This window comes from Companilactobacillus ginsenosidimutans, from assembly GCF_001050475.1.
Classification (GTDB): Bacteria; Bacillota; Bacilli; order Lactobacillales; family Lactobacillaceae; genus Companilactobacillus; species Companilactobacillus ginsenosidimutans.
Map to the genome: position 1 here is coordinate 2397087 of NZ_CP012034.1, position 17426 is coordinate 2414512.

19 protein-coding genes are annotated in these 17426 nt (G+C 35.6%); 17 read left to right on the plus strand and 2 right to left on the minus strand.

Features of this window, described 5'->3' with window-relative positions:
- The first annotated feature begins 38 nt into the window (after nucleotides 1-38).
- Nucleotides 39-809, plus strand: a complete 771-nt coding sequence (locus tag ABM34_RS11895) for an ABC transporter ATP-binding protein (protein WP_048706010.1) — start codon at nucleotides 39-41, stop codon at nucleotides 807-809.
- Between the two features lie 61 nt (nucleotides 810-870).
- Nucleotides 871-2808 (plus strand): ABC transporter permease, encoded by a 1938-nt coding sequence (locus tag ABM34_RS11900; protein WP_157023337.1) that lies wholly within the window; start codon nucleotides 871-873, stop codon nucleotides 2806-2808.
- Here the strand turns inward: ABM34_RS11900 and ABM34_RS11905 are convergent.
- A complete protein-coding gene (locus ABM34_RS11905) occupies nucleotides 2790-3248 on the minus strand; it encodes a hypothetical protein (protein WP_048706015.1) in 459 nt (152 codons plus the stop codon). The two genes, ABM34_RS11900 and ABM34_RS11905, sit on opposite strands and share 19 nt — an antisense overlap.
- A gap of 40 nt (nucleotides 3249-3288) precedes the next feature.
- On the opposite strand from ABM34_RS11905, the gene ABM34_RS11910 reads away from it, so the two are divergent.
- The 10 genes from ABM34_RS11910 (at nucleotide 3289) to ABM34_RS11960 (ending at nucleotide 11630) form a co-directional block, all read left to right on the plus strand.
- The gene (locus ABM34_RS11910) at nucleotides 3289-4020 is read left to right on the plus strand and encodes an MBL fold metallo-hydrolase (protein WP_048706017.1); all 732 of its coding nucleotides are present in this window, start codon (nucleotides 3289-3291) and stop codon (nucleotides 4018-4020) included.
- A gap of 263 nt (nucleotides 4021-4283) precedes the next feature.
- Entirely contained in the window at nucleotides 4284-4682 is a 399-nt protein-coding gene (spxA, locus tag ABM34_RS11915; RefSeq protein WP_048706019.1) for a transcriptional regulator SpxA, read from the plus strand.
- Nucleotides 4683-4810: 128 nt separating this feature from the next.
- Complete coding sequence (locus ABM34_RS11920) at nucleotides 4811-5482, plus strand: adaptor protein MecA (protein ID WP_048706020.1); 672 nt, start codon at nucleotides 4811-4813, stop codon at nucleotides 5480-5482.
- Between the two features lie 478 nt (nucleotides 5483-5960).
- On the plus strand, nucleotides 5961-6803 hold the full coding sequence (locus tag ABM34_RS11925) for a MetQ/NlpA family ABC transporter substrate-binding protein (protein WP_048706021.1): 843 nt from the start codon (nucleotides 5961-5963) through the stop codon (nucleotides 6801-6803).
- Between the two features lie 40 nt (nucleotides 6804-6843).
- On the plus strand, nucleotides 6844-7317 hold the full coding sequence (locus tag ABM34_RS11930) for an S-ribosylhomocysteine lyase (RefSeq protein ID WP_048706023.1): 474 nt from the start codon (nucleotides 6844-6846) through the stop codon (nucleotides 7315-7317).
- Nucleotides 7318-7347: 30 nt separating this feature from the next.
- The gene (locus tag ABM34_RS11935) at nucleotides 7348-8121 is read left to right on the plus strand and encodes an SDR family NAD(P)-dependent oxidoreductase (protein ID WP_048706025.1); all 774 of its coding nucleotides are present in this window, start codon (nucleotides 7348-7350) and stop codon (nucleotides 8119-8121) included.
- Between the two features lie 413 nt (nucleotides 8122-8534).
- Nucleotides 8535-8687, plus strand: a complete 153-nt coding sequence (locus ABM34_RS13300; protein ID WP_157023339.1) for a hypothetical protein — start codon at nucleotides 8535-8537, stop codon at nucleotides 8685-8687.
- Between the two features lie 345 nt (nucleotides 8688-9032).
- A complete protein-coding gene (locus ABM34_RS11950) occupies nucleotides 9033-9707 on the plus strand; it encodes a helix-turn-helix domain-containing protein (RefSeq protein ID WP_157023198.1) in 675 nt (224 codons plus the stop codon).
- Nucleotides 9704-10603 carry an IS3 family transposase gene (locus ABM34_RS11955; protein WP_048702931.1) on the plus strand — a complete coding sequence of 300 codons (900 nt, stop codon included), beginning with the start codon at nucleotides 9704-9706 and terminating at the stop codon, nucleotides 10601-10603. Before ABM34_RS11950 ends, ABM34_RS11955 begins: the two co-directional genes overlap by 4 nt.
- A 166-nt stretch (nucleotides 10604-10769) precedes the next feature.
- The gene (locus tag ABM34_RS11960; protein ID WP_048706030.1) at nucleotides 10770-11630 is read left to right on the plus strand and encodes a competence protein CoiA; all 861 of its coding nucleotides are present in this window, start codon (nucleotides 10770-10772) and stop codon (nucleotides 11628-11630) included.
- A gap of 10 nt (nucleotides 11631-11640) precedes the next feature.
- On the opposite strand, the gene ABM34_RS11965 is transcribed toward ABM34_RS11960, so the two are convergent.
- Nucleotides 11641-12288, minus strand: coding sequence for a DsbA family protein (locus tag ABM34_RS11965; RefSeq protein WP_048706031.1), 648 nt, complete (start codon nucleotides 12286-12288; stop codon nucleotides 11641-11643).
- Nucleotides 12289-12432: 144 nt separating this feature from the next.
- Here ABM34_RS11965 and yjbM point away from each other — a divergent pair, with 144 nt between their 5' ends.
- From yjbM to ABM34_RS11990, 5 genes are all read left to right on the plus strand, one after another.
- Nucleotides 12433-13089 (plus strand): GTP diphosphokinase, encoded by a 657-nt coding sequence (gene yjbM / locus ABM34_RS11970; RefSeq protein ID WP_048706033.1) that lies wholly within the window; start codon nucleotides 12433-12435, stop codon nucleotides 13087-13089.
- Nucleotides 13086-13895, plus strand: coding sequence for an NAD kinase (locus ABM34_RS11975; RefSeq protein ID WP_048706035.1), 810 nt, complete (start codon nucleotides 13086-13088; stop codon nucleotides 13893-13895). Before yjbM ends, ABM34_RS11975 begins: the two co-directional genes overlap by 4 nt.
- Nucleotides 13885-14790, plus strand: a complete 906-nt coding sequence (locus ABM34_RS11980) for an RluA family pseudouridine synthase (protein ID WP_083988318.1) — start codon at nucleotides 13885-13887, stop codon at nucleotides 14788-14790. The genes ABM34_RS11975 and ABM34_RS11980 overlap by 11 nt, the downstream gene beginning before the upstream one ends.
- 5 nt (nucleotides 14791-14795) lie before the next feature.
- The gene (gene mgtE, locus ABM34_RS11985; protein ID WP_048706037.1) at nucleotides 14796-16169 is read left to right on the plus strand and encodes a magnesium transporter; all 1374 of its coding nucleotides are present in this window, start codon (nucleotides 14796-14798) and stop codon (nucleotides 16167-16169) included.
- Nucleotides 16170-16763: 594 nt separating this feature from the next.
- Nucleotides 16764-17219 carry a hypothetical protein gene (locus ABM34_RS11990; RefSeq protein WP_048706039.1) on the plus strand — a complete coding sequence of 152 codons (456 nt, stop codon included), beginning with the start codon at nucleotides 16764-16766 and terminating at the stop codon, nucleotides 17217-17219.
- The last annotated feature ends 207 nt before the right edge of the window (nucleotides 17220-17426 follow it).

The window sequence follows — 17426 nt, forward strand, 5'->3', positions numbered from 1 at the left end:
ATGATAACAATAATTAATTGATTAATGGAGAAATTGTGTTGCAAATAATTGTAAAGAATATCGCAAAAGATTTTGGAAAAAAGGCAAACGCTGTTCACGCATTGAAAGATTTTAATCTGGAAGTGGAGTCTGGCGAATTTTTAGGTATCATGGGACCCTCTGGTTCTGGTAAAACCACACTTCTTAATGCGATATCAACCAATGATCGACCTGATCATGGACAAATTATTATCGATGGTATCGATATGACTCAAAAGCATGATCGTTATTTGGCAAAATATCGTCGTAGCAAAATGGGCTTTATTTATCAAAGTTTTGAATTGCTCGATTCCTTGAACGTCAAGGAGAATATCATTCTACCTTTGGTCTTGAATCATGCATCTCGAAAACTAATCGAACAAAGATTTCAACATCTCAATCAATTATTGAACATTACTAATTTAAGTGAGCGCCAGATTGATGACTTGTCACTGGGACAACGACAAATCATTTCTGCAGCTAGAGCATTGATAAATAATCCGGAAATCTTGTTCGCTGACGAGCCGACTGGAAGTTTGGATTCTAAATCTGCCACAATTTTGCTTAACTATATGCAAATTATTAATCAAAAAGAAAATACTACAATTTTGATGGCTACCCATGATGCCTTTACAGCCAGCTATTGCAGTAGAGTGGTTTTCATCAAAGATGGCTCAGTATTTTCGGAAATTGTTAATTCTGGAAATAGAAATGATTTCTTCGAACAAATTATTAATATGCAACGGACAATAGGGGGTGGTAGTTATTTCAATGTACCTGAAAATAATTAGACGAACCCTATACAATTTACGTGATAGCTATCTAATTTATATTCTATCCTCGAGTTTCGCCGTGGCAGTTTTGACCTTACTAGCAACACTAGTAAATGATCCGTCACTACAAGTCTCAAAGAACTGGAATGATATGTTTGGGACCGTTCTCAATTTTATGGTTTTCATTTTTGAATTCTTTACATTTGTTTACATGGCCTATGTTGGTGGATTCTTTATTGACCAGCAAAGGCAGGAGTTTAAAACTTATCGGAAATTAGGGATGTCAAGGTTTGCCATCGCCATTATAGGATTTTGTAAAACATTCATTATTCAAATTTTAGCCTGGATAATTGGTATGGTTGTTGCCGTCATTTTGCAAAAATTTATGGGGATGTTATTGGTCTACTTAATGCGACTGCGGATTGACTTTGTGTTTTTTATTTCGTTACCAACTTTCATCAGGATGGTATACGTTGGATTGTATTCATCCTTAATCCTAAGTGTGATAAATGGTTTTAGATCATTTTGGATTACTCGCGTCAATGTTAAGAAGAAACGTTTTCAACTAAGTTGGTTCACAAAATCTCTGTTAGGAGTCATTGGGTTAATATTCTTTATCATTGGAATTATACTGACCGTTCAAATATTTTCATCAGTCCAGGATACTCAAAGTATTGATAATTCAATAGTTATGGCAGTTATTGTTATGTTCCTCTATTTGTTTGGAACCTATTTTATTTTTAAGGGATTTTTGCCATTATGCTTGCAAATTTTAGATAAACTAAAACTATTTTCTTACAACGGGACCAATCTCTTTTCCTTTAAGTATTTACGAGGCCGCTTAATTAAAAACACTTCTATTATCTGGTTTGTAACCGAACTCTCCGCGATGGCAGTGGCTCTGCTGGTGTTTTGTTATGCTGGATATCAAATGATTTATCAAAACTACCAAGGAACATATCCTTTTGAACTAGCATCGACTTCAAATAAAGCGCCTCAGATTCAAAAAGAATTAGATAAAAAACATACTCATGTCAGAGCAAAATATCATTCGAATGTTAAATGGACCGTCTCAGAAATTTGGGATTATTCGCAACAAAAATATATTCCTAGACTGGTTGCTTTAATGCCATATTCGGAGTATTCAGATATGCCCAATAAGGTTATTTCACGAAATCCAACAATTACCTCAAATGAATTTTTGGAAATCCGCTATAATCTGACATCGTTATCGCCGAACTACCGTAGTACCACGCATGCTATCAAGATAAAAGATGCCCCTGAAATTCAACGACGTTCAGTTGGATCGTTTTTCCCATATGGAACGCAAATGTTCTCAGGCTTTTTGATGATTGTACCTGATAGCTATTATCAGAATGTTAAGGGTGAAGTTCATGAAACGTTTTATGGTTGGGATGTCAAAGGTTCCGACAAGTTGTCATCAAAATTCATGAAAAAACTCACAAAAAAAGACAATCACTACGTTATTCGAGTCAACGTAGGATCGTCTTTGGACAAATCTTCTTTAACTAAGATTACCAGTTGGGGTCGAGAAGATATTCAATCAAATGATTATGTTCAGGACACACATGCTCGGCAAGCAAGCACCAAACATTTGGTAACGCAGGCAACAGGCTTTTTCTTATTCATAGTTGCTATTTTTAGTATTGCATTATTAATTGCACTAGGCAGTCTGCTCACGCTAAAAGTTATGTTGCGTGATGATTATGAGTGGCGTCAATTACAAACTTTGAAAAAAATTGGTGTGACTAACGATGAATTGAAACAAATCGTTAGGCGAGAAACCAGCTTTTTATTCGGTATCTCGATTATCTTCACACTCATACAATCATTTGTGGTCGTGGGCGTATTGAATTTATCCGTAAATCAGTCAGCTTTTATTCCGTTCTTACTAATAGGTACGGCCTATATTGTTTTATATGGATTGACCGGCTTTTTGACTTTTATCATGTCGTGGCGTGGAGTGCGCCAAAAGATTCAAAGTTCTTCTAATTGATATGATTTTGTGAAGAAGCCCAATGGTTCAGCAGAGCTCTTTTGAATTCCATCTTTGAGGACACGATAGATTAATTTTTTCCATCGGTCCAAATCGTCTTCTCGCTTAAATGAGTTGATGAGTAGAAACTCGTGGAAGTCTTCGTGATTGCGGAAGATTGCTGGGTCATTGTCTTTTTCAACCAATTCTGGATATTTGTTATAAACCTTGTCTTCAAACAGAGACATTTGCTCGTTGTTCAATTTAATGTAAACTAATAAGTAGAACTCTTTTGATAAATCCAATTCACCTTTTATGCCTTTATAATCGCCAGTTGAGGTTAATTCTTTTATTAAAAGATGGTCTCCGTTACTATCAAATAAGGGTTTTAATAAAGTATCAGCAGAAGTTAGCTGATTTTTTAAAAAATTATCTGTGCCTAACTTTAATGATATGTTCATAATTATTGAAATCCTTTCTAAAAAATTTTGGAGGATATATATGTTAATTACAGTGCTTGGATACTATGGTGGTTATCCCTATAAAGGACATGGGACTTCCGGATACTTACTGCAAGATGATGGTAAGAATATCCTGATCGACTGTGGAAGTGGAGTACTCAATGAGTTATCAAACTACATTGATCCATTGCAGTTGGATGCAGTAGTGCTTTCTCACTATCACCACGACCATACAGCAGATTTAGGTGTCTTGCAATATAATTGGCAGCTAGATCCAACAAATCGTAAACACGATTTATTGCCGATATATGGTCATACCCAGGATTTCGTCAACTTCGCCCAATTAACTATGGACGGGGTGAGCCAAGGTATTGCATACAGTGATTATGAACCTATTTCAATCGAATCACTACAATTTGAATTCTTAAGAACCATTCACCCAGTACCTGCATATGCTATGAAGATTACCAAAGGCTCCAAGTCCATAGTTTACACATCAGATACTGCATACTTTGACGGTTTAGTAGATTTTGCAAAAGATAGTGATTTATTAATAACCGATACTAATTTCCCAGAAGATAAAGCCGGAAGAATCTGGCATATGACAACTAAACAGTCCGGAGAGTTAGCTAAATCTGCTGATGTAAAACGATTAATGATCAGTCACTTACCACAAAAGATTGATGCTCAAACTATGTTAAAAGAGTCACAGCATTATGCGGGAAGTATTCCTACAATTAATGCTTTTACCGGCTTAGAAATAGAAATATAGTTGGCACAAGACCTGGTAATATAGTGGTTTGTCTGTCATTAATTATTTCTTATCTATAAAATTAATATTTAGTTATGAAAGATTGTGAACAATATCGTTAAAGTGTGTCATTACAGAATTAGTGTTTCACAATTAATGTCCAAGAGAACGAATATTCGCTATTTTTATTCTAAATAGTGTAGATTTTATAAATTCAATGAGCTACAATATATTGTGTTAAGGAATTACCTTGGCACATTTTAGCGAAAAAGGAGAGATTACTTATGGTAACAATTTACACATCTCCAAGTTGCACTTCTTGCCGTAAAGCTAAAGCATGGCTAGAAAAGCACGACATTCCCTATAAAGAAAGAAATATTTATTCTGAACCTTTAAACAAAGAAGAAATCAAACAAGTATTGCAAATGACAGAGGATGGAACGGAAGAAATTATTTCTACACGTTCAAAAGCTTTTCAACACTTAAAGACAAATTTGGAAGATTTAACGATCTACCAACTTTTGACTTTGGTTCAAGAAAATCCTGGTCTTTTGAAACGTCCTATTATTATGGATGACAAGCGTCTTCAAGTTGGATTCAACGAAGATGAAATCAGAAGATTCTTACCAAGAAGTGTTAGAACTATGGAGCTTCAAAAAGCACAACTTATGGCAGGACTTTAAAATCCTGTGATTATTAATGGAGGGTCTAATTTAATAATTAGACTCTTCATTTTGTTTTATCGGTCTTCTTTGCTTTACAACATTCTTAAGACTGTTAAAATGTAGATACAAGAATTGAGGTGACTATGATGGAAATGGATCATATTAATGAAAATACGATCAGAGTCATTCTTAGTACGCAAGATTTGCAGGAACGTGGTGTAACCGTACTAGACTTGCTTGGAAATAAGAAGCAGATCGAATCATTTTTCTACAGTATTTTAGATGAGGTAGACAAGAATCATACCTTTTCAAATAACGAACCAGTAACATTCCAAATCATGCCTAATAAGGCTGGTCTTGAGTTATTGATTAGCAAGTCAAATGATGAAGAAGATGTCGAAGGTTCATTGCCATTAGATGGTGGACAAGCAGATGCTGAAGCATTAGCACCACTAGGTATTAACGACCTTGGTCACGAAGAATACGATGCTGATACAGCACCATACTTGAACGACCCCGACACACCAACTAAAACTGTAATTGTTGAGTTTAAGAATTTTGAAGATTATATTCAATTGGCTAAGATTCTCCGTCTTGAAAGTGGAATTTCCAATTTGTGGGAATACAAAGGTGCTTATTATTTGCAACTAGTATTATTCACAGATGAAATGCACGATATGACTTATAACGATGTTCTCGCACTATTGAGTGAATATAGTTTTAGAACAAAAGTTACAGCAGCTGTATTATCCGAGTACGGAAAAGAGCTTATGAGCAAGACTGCTCTCGAATTGACAAGATATTATTTCAAAGACTAAAAGTCCACGACTAAAAAAGTTGTGAACTTTTTTTGTGCTTTCATTGACAAAGTGAAAATACAGGAGTAGTTTAATCACTAATCAATTAAAGCAAATTTAATTTCATTAGACGTAGAAGAGAAGAGTAGGGCTGATAACTAGTTTTAAGCGACCGTCAGATAGTGAGAGGACGGAACGAACATCAATCCGAACATGAGCTCGGAGTCTTATCTAGGTGAAAGCCGAAGATACGCAAGGATGCGATATCATCCCGGACATGTAAGTGTCGTTGAGGTATTTTGTGTGAGCAAGATATAAATTAGGGTGGTACCACGGTAATCGTCCCTACAAACAGAGAAAGTCTGTTTTGTAGGGACGATTTTTTTTATGCTTTGGGAGGATCTATTATGAGAAAAATATTAATAATTCACGAACATAATAGTTATTTAAGGCCAACATAATTATAATCACAGGTCTTAAAAAAATTGGGAGGATTACGATGAGAAAATTTAAAGGAATATTAGTTGGTATTTTAGCCAGTGTATTGTTATTAGTTTTAGCTGGTTGTGGAAATAGCCAAGCAAAGAATACCGTAACCGTTGGATCACAAGGTTCAGATCTTGAAATTTGGGAACACATTGCCAAAAGCAAACAAGCAAAAGATGCGGGACTGAATATCAAGGTTAAAGAAATTACCGATGGTACTCAATTAAATCAAGCAACCACGCAAGGGCAAGTTGATGTAAATGCATTTCAATCATGGGCTTACTACAAGGCGTATAATCGTGAAAATCCCAAAGGTAAATTAGCTGCCTTAGGAACAACATATCTTGAACCATTGGGTATTTATTCAAAGAAGTTTAAAAAGGTTAGTGACATCAAAGATGGTTCAACGATTGCAATAGCAAATAATCCAGCTAATACTTCAAGAGGATTGGAACTGCTCCAATCAGCAGGACTAATCAAACTGAAGAAAAACTTTGGAGCCTTAGGTAACGTCAAAGATATTGCTAGTAATCCTAAGCATTTAAAATTTAAAGAAATTGACGATACTACTGGACCTCGTGTTTTAAACGATGTTGACGTCGTTTTAATTTCCAATACAGTTGCTCTTGATGGTGGATTACATGTTTTAACAGATTCAATTTATCATGAGAAATTGGACCAAAGCACCAGAGACAATGTGAATATCTTGGCAACAGCCGATAAGAACAAGGATAACAAGACTTATAAAAAATTAGTTAAGTTATATCACAACAAAGATATTCAGAAATATATCAAGAAAAAGTATTACGGAACAAAAATTGAAGTTAATAAACCATTATCATATTTTGATAATTAGGCTAAGATAGATATATACAAAACAAGGGAGATATTTAATTATGGCAAAAGTTGAAAGTTTTACATTGGATCACACAAAGGTTAAAGCACCATACGTTCGTTTGATCACAGAAGAAAATGGTGAAAAAGGTGACGTTATTTCAAACTATGATTTACGTCTAGTACAACCAAATGAAAATGCTATTCCTACCGCAGGACTACACACAATCGAGCATTTACTTGCCGGTTTATTGAGAGATAGATTATCAGGCGTTATCGATTGTTCACCATTCGGTTGTCGTACAGGTTTCCACTTGATTACATGGGGAACACACTCAACAACAGAAGTTGCTGAAGCATTGAAAGGTGCCCTTGATGACATCGCAAACAAGATTGAATGGAAAGATGTTCAAGGAACAGACAAGTACAGTTGTGGTAACTATCGTGATCACTCATTGTTCTCAGCCAAAGAATGGTCAAAGAAGATTCTTGAAGAAGGAATCAGTGACGATCCATTCGAACGTCACGTAATCTAATCACAACTGATTAGAAAAGGGGTGTAAGATATGACATTTCCAGAATTAACAGGAAAAGTAGTCTTTGTCACAGGCGCATGCCAAGGAATTGGCGAAGCTGTTGCAAAAACTTTTTTAAATGAAGGATCAATTGTAGTCGGTGCCGATTTAGCTTTTGATAATAATGATTTAATAAAAGTAAGTGACAATTCATATCAAATACACGTCAATGTCGCCGATGAATCAAGCGTCCAAAACGTTGTTGCTGAATTGGAAAAAGCAGGATTGGTGCCAAATGTTTTAGCACATGTAGCAGGCATTTCAACAATGGATTATCTGGTCAATAGTAAAACTAGCGACTTTGATAAAACTATTGCTGTAAATACGAAAGGCACATATTTGATTGCTAAGAACATCGTCAATCTGATGTTGACAAAGGAACAACCTGCTAAAGTAATTTTCATGGCATCACAAGCTGGAAAGAATGGCTACAGAGCTATGGCAGCCTATTCAGCATCGAAACACGCGGTTCTTGGACTGACTAAGACACTTGCAATTGAATTAGCCAGCAAGCAAATCAATGTAAATGCCGTCTGTCCTGGAATTATCGAGACAGCAATGAAGCATCGTGAACGACGTGATGGTGCCAAGATTCGCGGATTGAATCCGGACGATATTGAAAAAGAAGATAACAGTCAAGTTCCTTTGGGACGGACTGGTACACCCCAGGATGTGGCTAATGTAGTATTGTTCTTGTCTAGTCATTTATCAGATTACATGACGGGACAAGCATTGAATGTAACAGGCGGAATGACAATGAACTAGGATTTTGAAATGTGCATGCTGGAGTTCAAAGCTTTGATGTTCACTGCCGCCCTCCGGTCAGGTTCTTGGGGGCCGTGGTCGCTGTGAACACGATTTTGAGCTTTTCCAAGTTCGGGAAAATCTCAAAACTCGGTTTTTTCCTAAGCTTGCCCCTTGGCAAGCAAAGGAAAACGCCACGGCTTGGGCCCCCAAGAACCTGACCTGCGGGCTGGTTTGAACAATGATTTGATTCTGTGCTGCAGTTCAAAATATCTAGTTCAAAATCGTCATTTCGAGTTAAATTTAAAATTTGTGTTTTGGGATGAAATTGTGTTTTGATTTCATTCCTTTTTTTCTGCAGATTATCGATATCAAGCATTGTTGTAACGAAACTTACGGGATGAAGTATCATCCAATCCAACAATTTGGAGAAATTGGCAATCTCCATTAGAAAAAACAGTTGGAGTTCATTTGGTGGAATGCTTAATGTCTTATTCAACTGGATTGCAACAGATTGCCGTGTTCCAGCAAATAAAATGGTTGATGAAATAATGATAGTTTTAACGAACTTGGCAAATCAGAATTGATTAATATGATTTTAGCAATTTTTTTTTCAGAGTAATGCTGTGTTCAGGAACCAAGATTGCGAAATAAATAGATCAAGTCATCAAAATAGAACGCAAGCATGTGAATTTTCCGGATGCCCACTAAATATCAAGTGATGATTCAAGCTAACCTGAAGGGCGGGATTATACAATGCTCAGCACTGAAATTTGTGTTAGTCGGGGAATTGTCCCGACTTACTCAAAGACCCAGTTTCAAGACTTTCGTGAACTTCGAAAGGCTTGAAATGGGTCCAGTGCGTTCTGAGATACTTACGATGTGGTTGACATTTGAAATGTAATAATTTTGATCACTTCGGAGGTATTAATATGTGGAAATATACTCAAAAAGAAAAATATAACCTTATCAAGGAATTTGAAAAATCTGATTTACCTCGACAGACATTTGCGAAAACCAAAGGAATCAGTCCCGAAACGTTTAGGGACTGGAATAATTACTACAAAGAGAATGGTTATGAAGGACTAAGGAATAGTAAATCACGTACGTTTTATAGTGCTGAAACAAAGATCAACTCTGTTCGTGCATATGCGAATGGTGAAGGTAATCTAAAGCAAGTATGTGAAAAATTCGGAGTGAAATCATCTAAACAACTCAGAATGTGGTTGATACAGTATAATAATGGCAAGACTCTTAAGGCTACGCCTGTCAGGAAGAAGGTCACTGCTGTGCCAAGAAAAACAACGATAGATGAAAGAATTGAAGTTGTAGAATTCATTCTTAATAAACATCATTCCTATTCAGAAGCATCTGAACGATTTGATGTTTCTTATCAACAAGCTCGGCTTTGGGTTATGAAAGTCCAAGGTGATGGCTATAAAGCTCTCGTAGATGAGCGTGGCCATAGGATTCATCATAAAGCAGAAGAGATTAGTGAACTAGAGAAATTGAAACTTGAAAACCGTGAACTCAAAGCAAAATTGAATGAACAAGAAGCCATTGCGGCGTTTGAAAAAAAATTAAACGAACTTCAGCACAGGGGGTGAATTCACAACGAAAGCTGTCTTACCAGGCAATAATGGAGGTCAGCGAAGGTAATCATGGATGGAAATCTATTCTATTAGACCATATAGGTGTTTCTAGACAAGCGTTAAATAAGTTCTTACATCATAGGAAGACAGATTGGGAACACAAAAATGATTTATTGACTGAAGTTGTTCTTAAGACATATAAAGATCATTTTCAAAGAATTGGTGCGGGAAAGATTCTTTCTCATATTACAAAGGAACACCTTCTAGATTTTGAGGTCACGTACTACCAAGTTAGGCGTGTAATGAGAAGTGAAGGTATTAGTTGTAAATCAAAAGCAAAAAAGCGAAGTCGTAAAGATGACAATGATCAGCATGAAAAAGACAATGTATTAAACCAGAATTTTGAAGTGGAAAAACCAAACATGGTTTGGCTATCTGATTCAACCCAATTGGAATTTGGAATCAAAGAAACACACAAAGTAAAACTCAGTGGAATACTAGATTTGTGCAGTCGTAAAATAATTGGATCTTTTATAAGTCCATCAGAGACTGCAGAAGCTGAAATTGCGATGTTCAAAGAAACTTTTGAGGAAATGGGCGACGTTCATCCAATGGTACATACTGATCGTGGACCTGCATTCACAGCCGTTAGCTTTAATAAATTGTTGGATGAACACAAAGTAATAAGAAGTTTTTCAAGACCAGGCACCCCATATGATAATTCACCAATGGAGAGCTGGTGGAGTAATTTTAAGGGAATCTGGATGGATAGTCATCCAAGACCAGCAACTTTAGAAGCACTGATTAAGCTAGTACAAGATGGAATTGATTATTTCAATAACATTGATAGATTGCCAACAAAAAATGGCCTTACTCCAGAAGAATGCTGGAATAAAGCCATTGCAAAGTAGTTTATAATATTTTAATTGTTTAAATGTCAACTTGACAACGCAAGTTCATTCCAGCGTTGTATAATCCCAACCGGAAGGTGGCAGTGAACCACCACAACAAAATATTTAGTAGCAAATCAAGAAAAATCCACAAATGCTTGCGTAATATATTTTGAGGTGATGAGATATGTATGCAGCTTTGAACGAAAAAAGCCAACTAATCAATGCAATTGAGTGTGACAACCAGGAAGAATACTTTTGTCCTAAATGCACACTACCAGTGAAATTAGTATCAACAACCGCGACACCATTTTTCCGACATGAGAATCAACGAGATAATGATGTTAATGAACGAGAAATTCATAAAAAGGGTAAAGCTTTATTGATTGAAGCAATTTCCAAACTGGGATATAGCGACGTGAAGACGGAAGTCTATTTGAATAAAATAAGTCAGCGACCAGATATTCTGGTTGCTGACAAAATTGCGGTGGAATTCCAATGTGCAAAGATTGATGCTCGGAAACTTGCTGGTCGGGTGACTAGTTATTTTCGGGCTGGTATTGATAATTATTGGATCCTTGGTGGAGATTACTTGGATGACAGTATTTCCAAACAACATTTAAAATTTATCTCCTATAATGTTAATTGGGGATTTCATATTATTATGCTCGATACTGAATCTGAGAAGATTACATTATTTTATGAAATTCGATTTATGGGTCCATTCAATAAGATTTGTTTTAGACGAAAGCATTTTAACTATGCTAATTTACAATATTTATTTCAATTCAGACCGCAGTTAAATTCTAATAAGCTGACTGATATTACTGAATATCAGATTGATCGGATACGAAAAATTAACAATGGTAAAACCAATATTTTTAAATTACAATTTTTTCAGAAGAATGAAATTAAGGTTGAAGATTATTTGATGGGGAAAAAGATTGCGATGTTGAAGCCTATTTATCGTACTCATCATTGGTTAATTGAATGTGGGGCGGTTCCAAAACGTTTGTTGCAGCCACTTTTGGACAAAAAAAGAAGCTAGTTCTCACGAACTATCTTCTGAAATTATCCATTCTAATTATTCTATTTTCACTGCCGTTAGCAGCTTTGTGAGGCATAGTTTTTTCAAGCATTTCTGTGAGGTTTTCACTGATGATGTCCTCAGATGTATCCCCGCCAAATTTGTTGATCATTAAACCTGGTTTTCTAGGATCATCGTCATCAAAAATTACAACAGTTGGTGCTTTTTCAATGTTCATTTCACAAGTTAGTTCTTGATCTTTTTTGACTGCACGTTTGACGCCTTCGCTATTTTTCTCAGTAATTATAGCTTTGAAATCTAGTCCACTATTTTCGACTGCAGTCTTGATTGTGTCTTCACAGAAAGGCTTTTCCTCAATGTTAACCTCATTTTGAATATTCATTAAGAAGCTACGTGCTTTTTTGTTGCCTTGGCAGGCAGCTGCCTTATACAAGCAAGCGGCTTCATAAATATTTTCTGTAACTTCATTTCTTTTTTCAATATTGTTGGGATTGAATCCCTTCATCAACATGTAATCAGTGATAGTCGCCATGTTGTATGTTGTCACGAAGTGGTATTGGGTATCTATATTATTCTTTCTAGTGAAGTCAATTATCGACCTTTCAACTTTTAAGCAGTACGAACATAAGGGATTAATATATAAAAATACTTCCCACATTACTATTCCCTCCATCTCTTTAGCAAAATCATTCTAACAGCTATGAGAAAAAAGGTAAAATAAACAGCTTTGGGAATACAAAAATAATTTTAGATGAATATTAATGAGCATTAGTCTATATTTAAATAGTAAAGAGGGGTCAAAATGTCAGAAATTAAGTGGAATGAATTTTTAATTCCGTATACTCAAGCAGTTGATGAATTAAAACTTAAAATACGTAATGCCAGAAAAGAATTTTTGGAGAAGAATGTTCATTCTCCAATTGAGTTTGTGACAGGCCGTGTTAAGACTGTTGATAGTATAAAAGAGAAGATGAAACGTCGTTATATCTCCGAAGATTTATTGGAACAAGATATGCAGGATATTGCTGGTATCAGAATTCAATGCCAATTTGTGGAAGATATTTATGATGTTGCCAAGCTATTACATCAAAGAGAAGATATGCGTGTTATTGAGGAACGTGACTATATTGCCAATAGTAAATCGAGTGGATATCGTTCATACCACGTCGTCGTTGAATATCCAATTCAGTTGGCTGATGGTCAAAAAAATATTTTAGCTGAAATTCAGATTCGAACTTTAGCAATGAATTTTTGGTCAACCATTGAACATTCGTTAAACTATAAGTATAAAGGTGATTTCCCTGAAGAAATTAATGAAAGATTGAAACGTGCAGCTGAGGCGTCATTCTTACTTGATGAGGAAATGTCTAAGATCAGAGAAGAAATACAAGATGCACAGCAATATTTCACCGATAACAAACGAAATATCAATAATACTACGAGGTCGCATAAAAAATGAAGTTCTGGGTAAACAATAATAGTAAACAACAGTCTGTTGATGCAGCCGACAAAATACGCCGAGAATTGATAAAACATGATTTTGTTTTGGATCAAATGAATCCTGCACTAGTTATTAGTGTGGGTGGAGATGGAACATTATTGAGTACTTTCCATTCATATGCCGAACAATTGGATAAGGTGAAGTTTGTCGCTCTGCATACTGGACATTTAGGGTTTTATTCAGATTGGACAGATGATGAAATTGATGAATTGATCAGTCGAATCATCCAACATCAAGAAGATATTCCAGCAACCAGTTATCCATTAATTGAAGTCACAATTGAATCTAAGAATGGTGATGTTACGAAAGCAATCGCAATCAATGAAGCAATCGTTCGCCGTTTGTCTGCTTTAACTTTGAAGACACAAGTTGATATCGACAGTGAATATTTCGAAAGTTTTCGTGGAGATGGACTTTGCTTCTCAACTCCAACTGGATCAACAGCCTATTCTAAGGCTATTGGTGGTGCCTTGATTCATCCGAAAGTTAGTGTTTTCCAAATGGTTGAAATTGCCTCAATTAACAACCGGGTCTACAGAACAATTTCGTCTCCATTGATTATTCCAAATAATCAGGTAGTCCATTTGTATCCACAAGATGCTGAAGATTATGTCATCAATTTTGATGGAAAAGTCGTTGAGTTGAAGGATATTGAATGTATTAAAATCCAATTGAGCAAGCAACGTGCCCAATTTGCTCAATATCGTCATCGTCATTTCTGGACTCGTGTAGAAACAGCGTTCTTAGGTCAAAATGACGACTAAACGCTATCTGAAGTTCACTGTCCAGGAATCTGATAAGAAGATTCTGCGTAAGTTTCTAGTTCAGAAAAAGTTTTCTAACAGTCAGTTGAGCAATTTGAAAAATAATGATGGCATGATTTTCGTAAATCATAAATTACGTCACTTTGATTTCAAGCTGAAAACTGGCGACCAAATGTTAATTGTGATGGGTGAGGAAACACCTTCTGATTTGATCAAACCTATGGAAGGTCAACTTGACGTTGTTTTTGAGGATAAATACTTTTTAGTTATTAATAAACCACCTGGGATTGCTAGCTTGCCAGCAAAAGCTCGCACGAGTAAAACGATGGCAAATATCGTTAAATATTATTTACAACAAAAAGGTGAAAATGGCACGATCCATTTAGTAACACGATTAGACCGTGATACATCGGGATTGATGGTCTTTGCAAAGAATTCATATGCGCATTCAATGCTTGACCAAATTCTTCACGGCGACCATTTTCAAAAATATTATTTAGCAATAGTTTATGGTCAGGTGTCACCATCTGAGGGCAAAGTTGACTTGCCCATTGGAATCGATCCAGACGAATTTTATAAGCGTGTGATTGATTATGAAAAAGGTAAACAGTCGCAAACTTTGTACCGCACAGTAGAGACTTTTTCTGATGCAAGCATGATTAAGCTGAAATTATTGACGGGTCGAACTCATCAAATTAGAGTACATATGAAAGCTATCGGACATCCAATTATTGGTGATTTTATGTACACGAAACATGCTGAACCATTAATCAACCGTCAAGCATTACACTGTACGGAATTAAAAATTGTTCATCCAGTTACTAACGAAACATTGGATTTAACTGCTTCACTGCCACAAGATATGACAGACCTTTGTCAAAAATTAAGGGGGTGAGTCAAATGGACGAAACAGAAAGAAAACATTCTGAGAAGTTCGATGAACTCAAAACATATTTAGATAATGGGGATACTTTCAAATTTAGAAAGACTTATTTGGATATGCATTTTTACGATCAAAGTACTTTTTATCTCTCCTTAAAGAAGGATGAAAGATTAAAGCTTTATGATATTTTACGACCCAATGAAATGGGTGATATGTTTGACACAATTGAAGACGAATTACCTGAAATTCCTGAATTTTTAGATGAGATGGACGTAAAGTACGCTTCAAAAATGTTGAATTATATGTATGATGATAACGCTGCCGATGTTTTGGAACATATGGACAAAACCCATGTGGATCAATTCTTGAGTGAAATGCCAACAAGCGATGCTAATAATTTGCGTGGCTTGCTACATTACGACACCGAAACCGCCGGTGGTATTATGACCACTGACTTTGTTCAATTTGATCAAGAAATTACTGCAGGCCAGGCAATTAAAAATTTGCGTCAATTTGCTGAAACTGCTGAAACTATTTATTATTTATACATTTTGGATGAGAATAAAGATTTAGTTGGTGTCATGTCTTTGCGTGATTTAATTATGCAAAAGTCTCAGACAGTTTTGAAAACGGTTATGAACACTGATTTGATTACTGTAAATGTTGACGATGAACAGGCTGAAGTTGCTCAAGTGTTCAGAAGCTATGAGTTTCTAGCTTGTCCGGTTGTTGATCATTCGAATAAACTAGTCGGAATTGTCACGGTTGATGATGTTATTGAAGTTATTGATGACGAAGCTCAACAAGACTATTCTGGTTTGGCTGGTGTTGACGTTGATGAGAGCATTAATGACAACCCATTCAAGGCAGCATCAAAGCGTTTGCCTTGGCTTATTACGCTATTATTATTAAGTATGATTACAGCAACATTAGTTAACAGATATGAAGGATTACTTGCTCAAGCTAGTATTCTGGCGGTATTTATTTCTACTATTACTGGTACTGCAGGTAATGCTGGTACTCAAAGTTTGGCTGTTGCAGTCAGACGGTTAGCAATCGATGAAATTGATCGTAGTGACTTCTTTAAGTTACTCGGTAAAGAATTGTTAACAGGATTATTTACTGGAGTTGTTACCGGAGTTTCAATCTTTTTATTAGTTGGATTTTGGAAACACAACTTTGTATTGGGATTGGTAATTGGATTAGCAATGTGTGCAGCCATAACGGTCGCAAACGTTGCCGGAAGTTTTATTCCAATGCTGATGTCGCGGCTGGGATTTGATCCTGCCGTTGCCAGTGGGCCCTTTATTTCAACGCTTAGTGATTTGACTAGTGTACTAATTTATTTCAGTATTGCAGGGATGTTCCTACAATATTTCGTTGGATCATAAAAAAAGACGGACAATTTTGTCCGCCTTTTTGATTTTAGGTAAATGTTATGTAATTAACGAACAAGTATCGATAAAATCAATTTTTAATATGTTTGGATTTCATATTTATCAAGTCCCAGGGAAATTTTATCTTAGCAAGGAATCCATTAGCACAATAAATGGAGTATTGCAGCGAACTGATGAAATTGAAAAATTATACACACATGAAATATCATCTAATTTATCGTATTTGAAAATATTTGATAAAAGCACATAACAGGCTAGGCATATTGAGCAAATAAATCTCACGTCGAAGATTTATTTGCTCACTTTTTTTGTGAAAGTGAGCGTGATATGAATGTCGTTGGTTTTTATGACGCTTGACGCCGTGCATAAAAATGACAATTTCTATAAAATTACTAGTTCTCAAAGTAAATACAAGAATACTGAAATTTTTTGTCGGACTATTGTTCTCCAAATTTAAATTTGACATTGAAGCAGGCATTTACTATGTAAAATTATTAACAAAAAGTTGACATATTTTTTACAATAAATAGACAAAAAATATACTTCTTATTGAGAAAATGGATTTATCAAAAAAAGGAGATTAAATTAATGAAAAAAAATGTACTGATTAATATTTCTTTAGCCTCAGCTGTGCTCTTGGGCGCATTGTATTTCGGCACAAATAACGCCAATGCGGCACAAATTAGTTCAAACTCGGTCCAAACACAGCAAATAAGTGGTGGCAATACAGCAAATGACGAAGATTCTAGTACGGTCCATATTGATTATGGATTGACTGATGATAATGGTCAGATGCTGAATGTAATTAATAATGGATTCTTAACCGGTGATTTTGCTCAAGATAGGAGACTACTTACTGGTATTAAAATTTCTGCTCATCCTTATGCTCAAGTTTATCGCTGGGACAATGGACTACATAAAACACAACGTGGATTAGCATACGGTAGTGAATGGGCATCATATTGGAGACCAGACATCAATATGTGGCAAGTTTCAGGTAATGAATTTATTCGTATTAGCGATGCATATGTTGTTAAACCCTAGGACTTATGAAACAAAAATTACAATTTGATATTGTTCCCAAAAGCAGATATTATAAGTTTTTATTTATAATTAGAAGCCATGGTAAATCAGAGATGAGATATCTAGCATAATAACAAAGATTTTCAGACTCTACCATGTATAAATGAGTGGGCTGATGATGACATACCCTCCTTGAATTTGTAAATTAAATTCAAGGGGGTTTTTCAT

Coding starts and splice junctions, on each gene's coding strand:
- ABM34_RS11920 (WP_048706020.1), top strand. CDS start 4,811: ATGGAAATGGATCATATTAATGAAAATACGATCAGAGTCATTCTTAGT.
- ABM34_RS11980 (WP_083988318.1), top strand. CDS start 13,885: ATGACGACTAAACGCTATCTGAAGTTCACTGTCCAGGAATCTGATAAG.
- ABM34_RS11975 (WP_048706035.1), top strand. CDS start 13,086: ATGAAGTTCTGGGTAAACAATAATAGTAAACAACAGTCTGTTGATGCA.
- ABM34_RS11910 (WP_048706017.1), top strand. CDS start 3,289: ATGTTAATTACAGTGCTTGGATACTATGGTGGTTATCCCTATAAAGGA.
- ABM34_RS11965 (WP_048706031.1), bottom strand. CDS start 12,288: ATGTGGGAAGTATTTTTATATATTAATCCCTTATGTTCGTACTGCTTA.
- mgtE (WP_048706037.1), top strand. CDS start 14,796: ATGGACGAAACAGAAAGAAAACATTCTGAGAAGTTCGATGAACTCAAA.
- ABM34_RS11930 (WP_048706023.1), top strand. CDS start 6,844: ATGGCAAAAGTTGAAAGTTTTACATTGGATCACACAAAGGTTAAAGCA.
- ABM34_RS11905 (WP_048706015.1), bottom strand. CDS start 3,248: ATGAACATATCATTAAAGTTAGGCACAGATAATTTTTTAAAAAATCAG.
- ABM34_RS11935 (WP_048706025.1), top strand. CDS start 7,348: ATGACATTTCCAGAATTAACAGGAAAAGTAGTCTTTGTCACAGGCGCA.
- ABM34_RS11950 (WP_157023198.1), top strand. CDS start 9,033: ATGTGGAAATATACTCAAAAAGAAAAATATAACCTTATCAAGGAATTT.
- yjbM (WP_048706033.1), top strand. CDS start 12,433: ATGTCAGAAATTAAGTGGAATGAATTTTTAATTCCGTATACTCAAGCA.
- ABM34_RS11990 (WP_048706039.1), top strand. CDS start 16,764: ATGAAAAAAAATGTACTGATTAATATTTCTTTAGCCTCAGCTGTGCTC.
- ABM34_RS11925 (WP_048706021.1), top strand. CDS start 5,961: ATGAGAAAATTTAAAGGAATATTAGTTGGTATTTTAGCCAGTGTATTG.
- spxA (WP_048706019.1), top strand. CDS start 4,284: ATGGTAACAATTTACACATCTCCAAGTTGCACTTCTTGCCGTAAAGCT.
- ABM34_RS11960 (WP_048706030.1), top strand. CDS start 10,770: ATGTATGCAGCTTTGAACGAAAAAAGCCAACTAATCAATGCAATTGAG.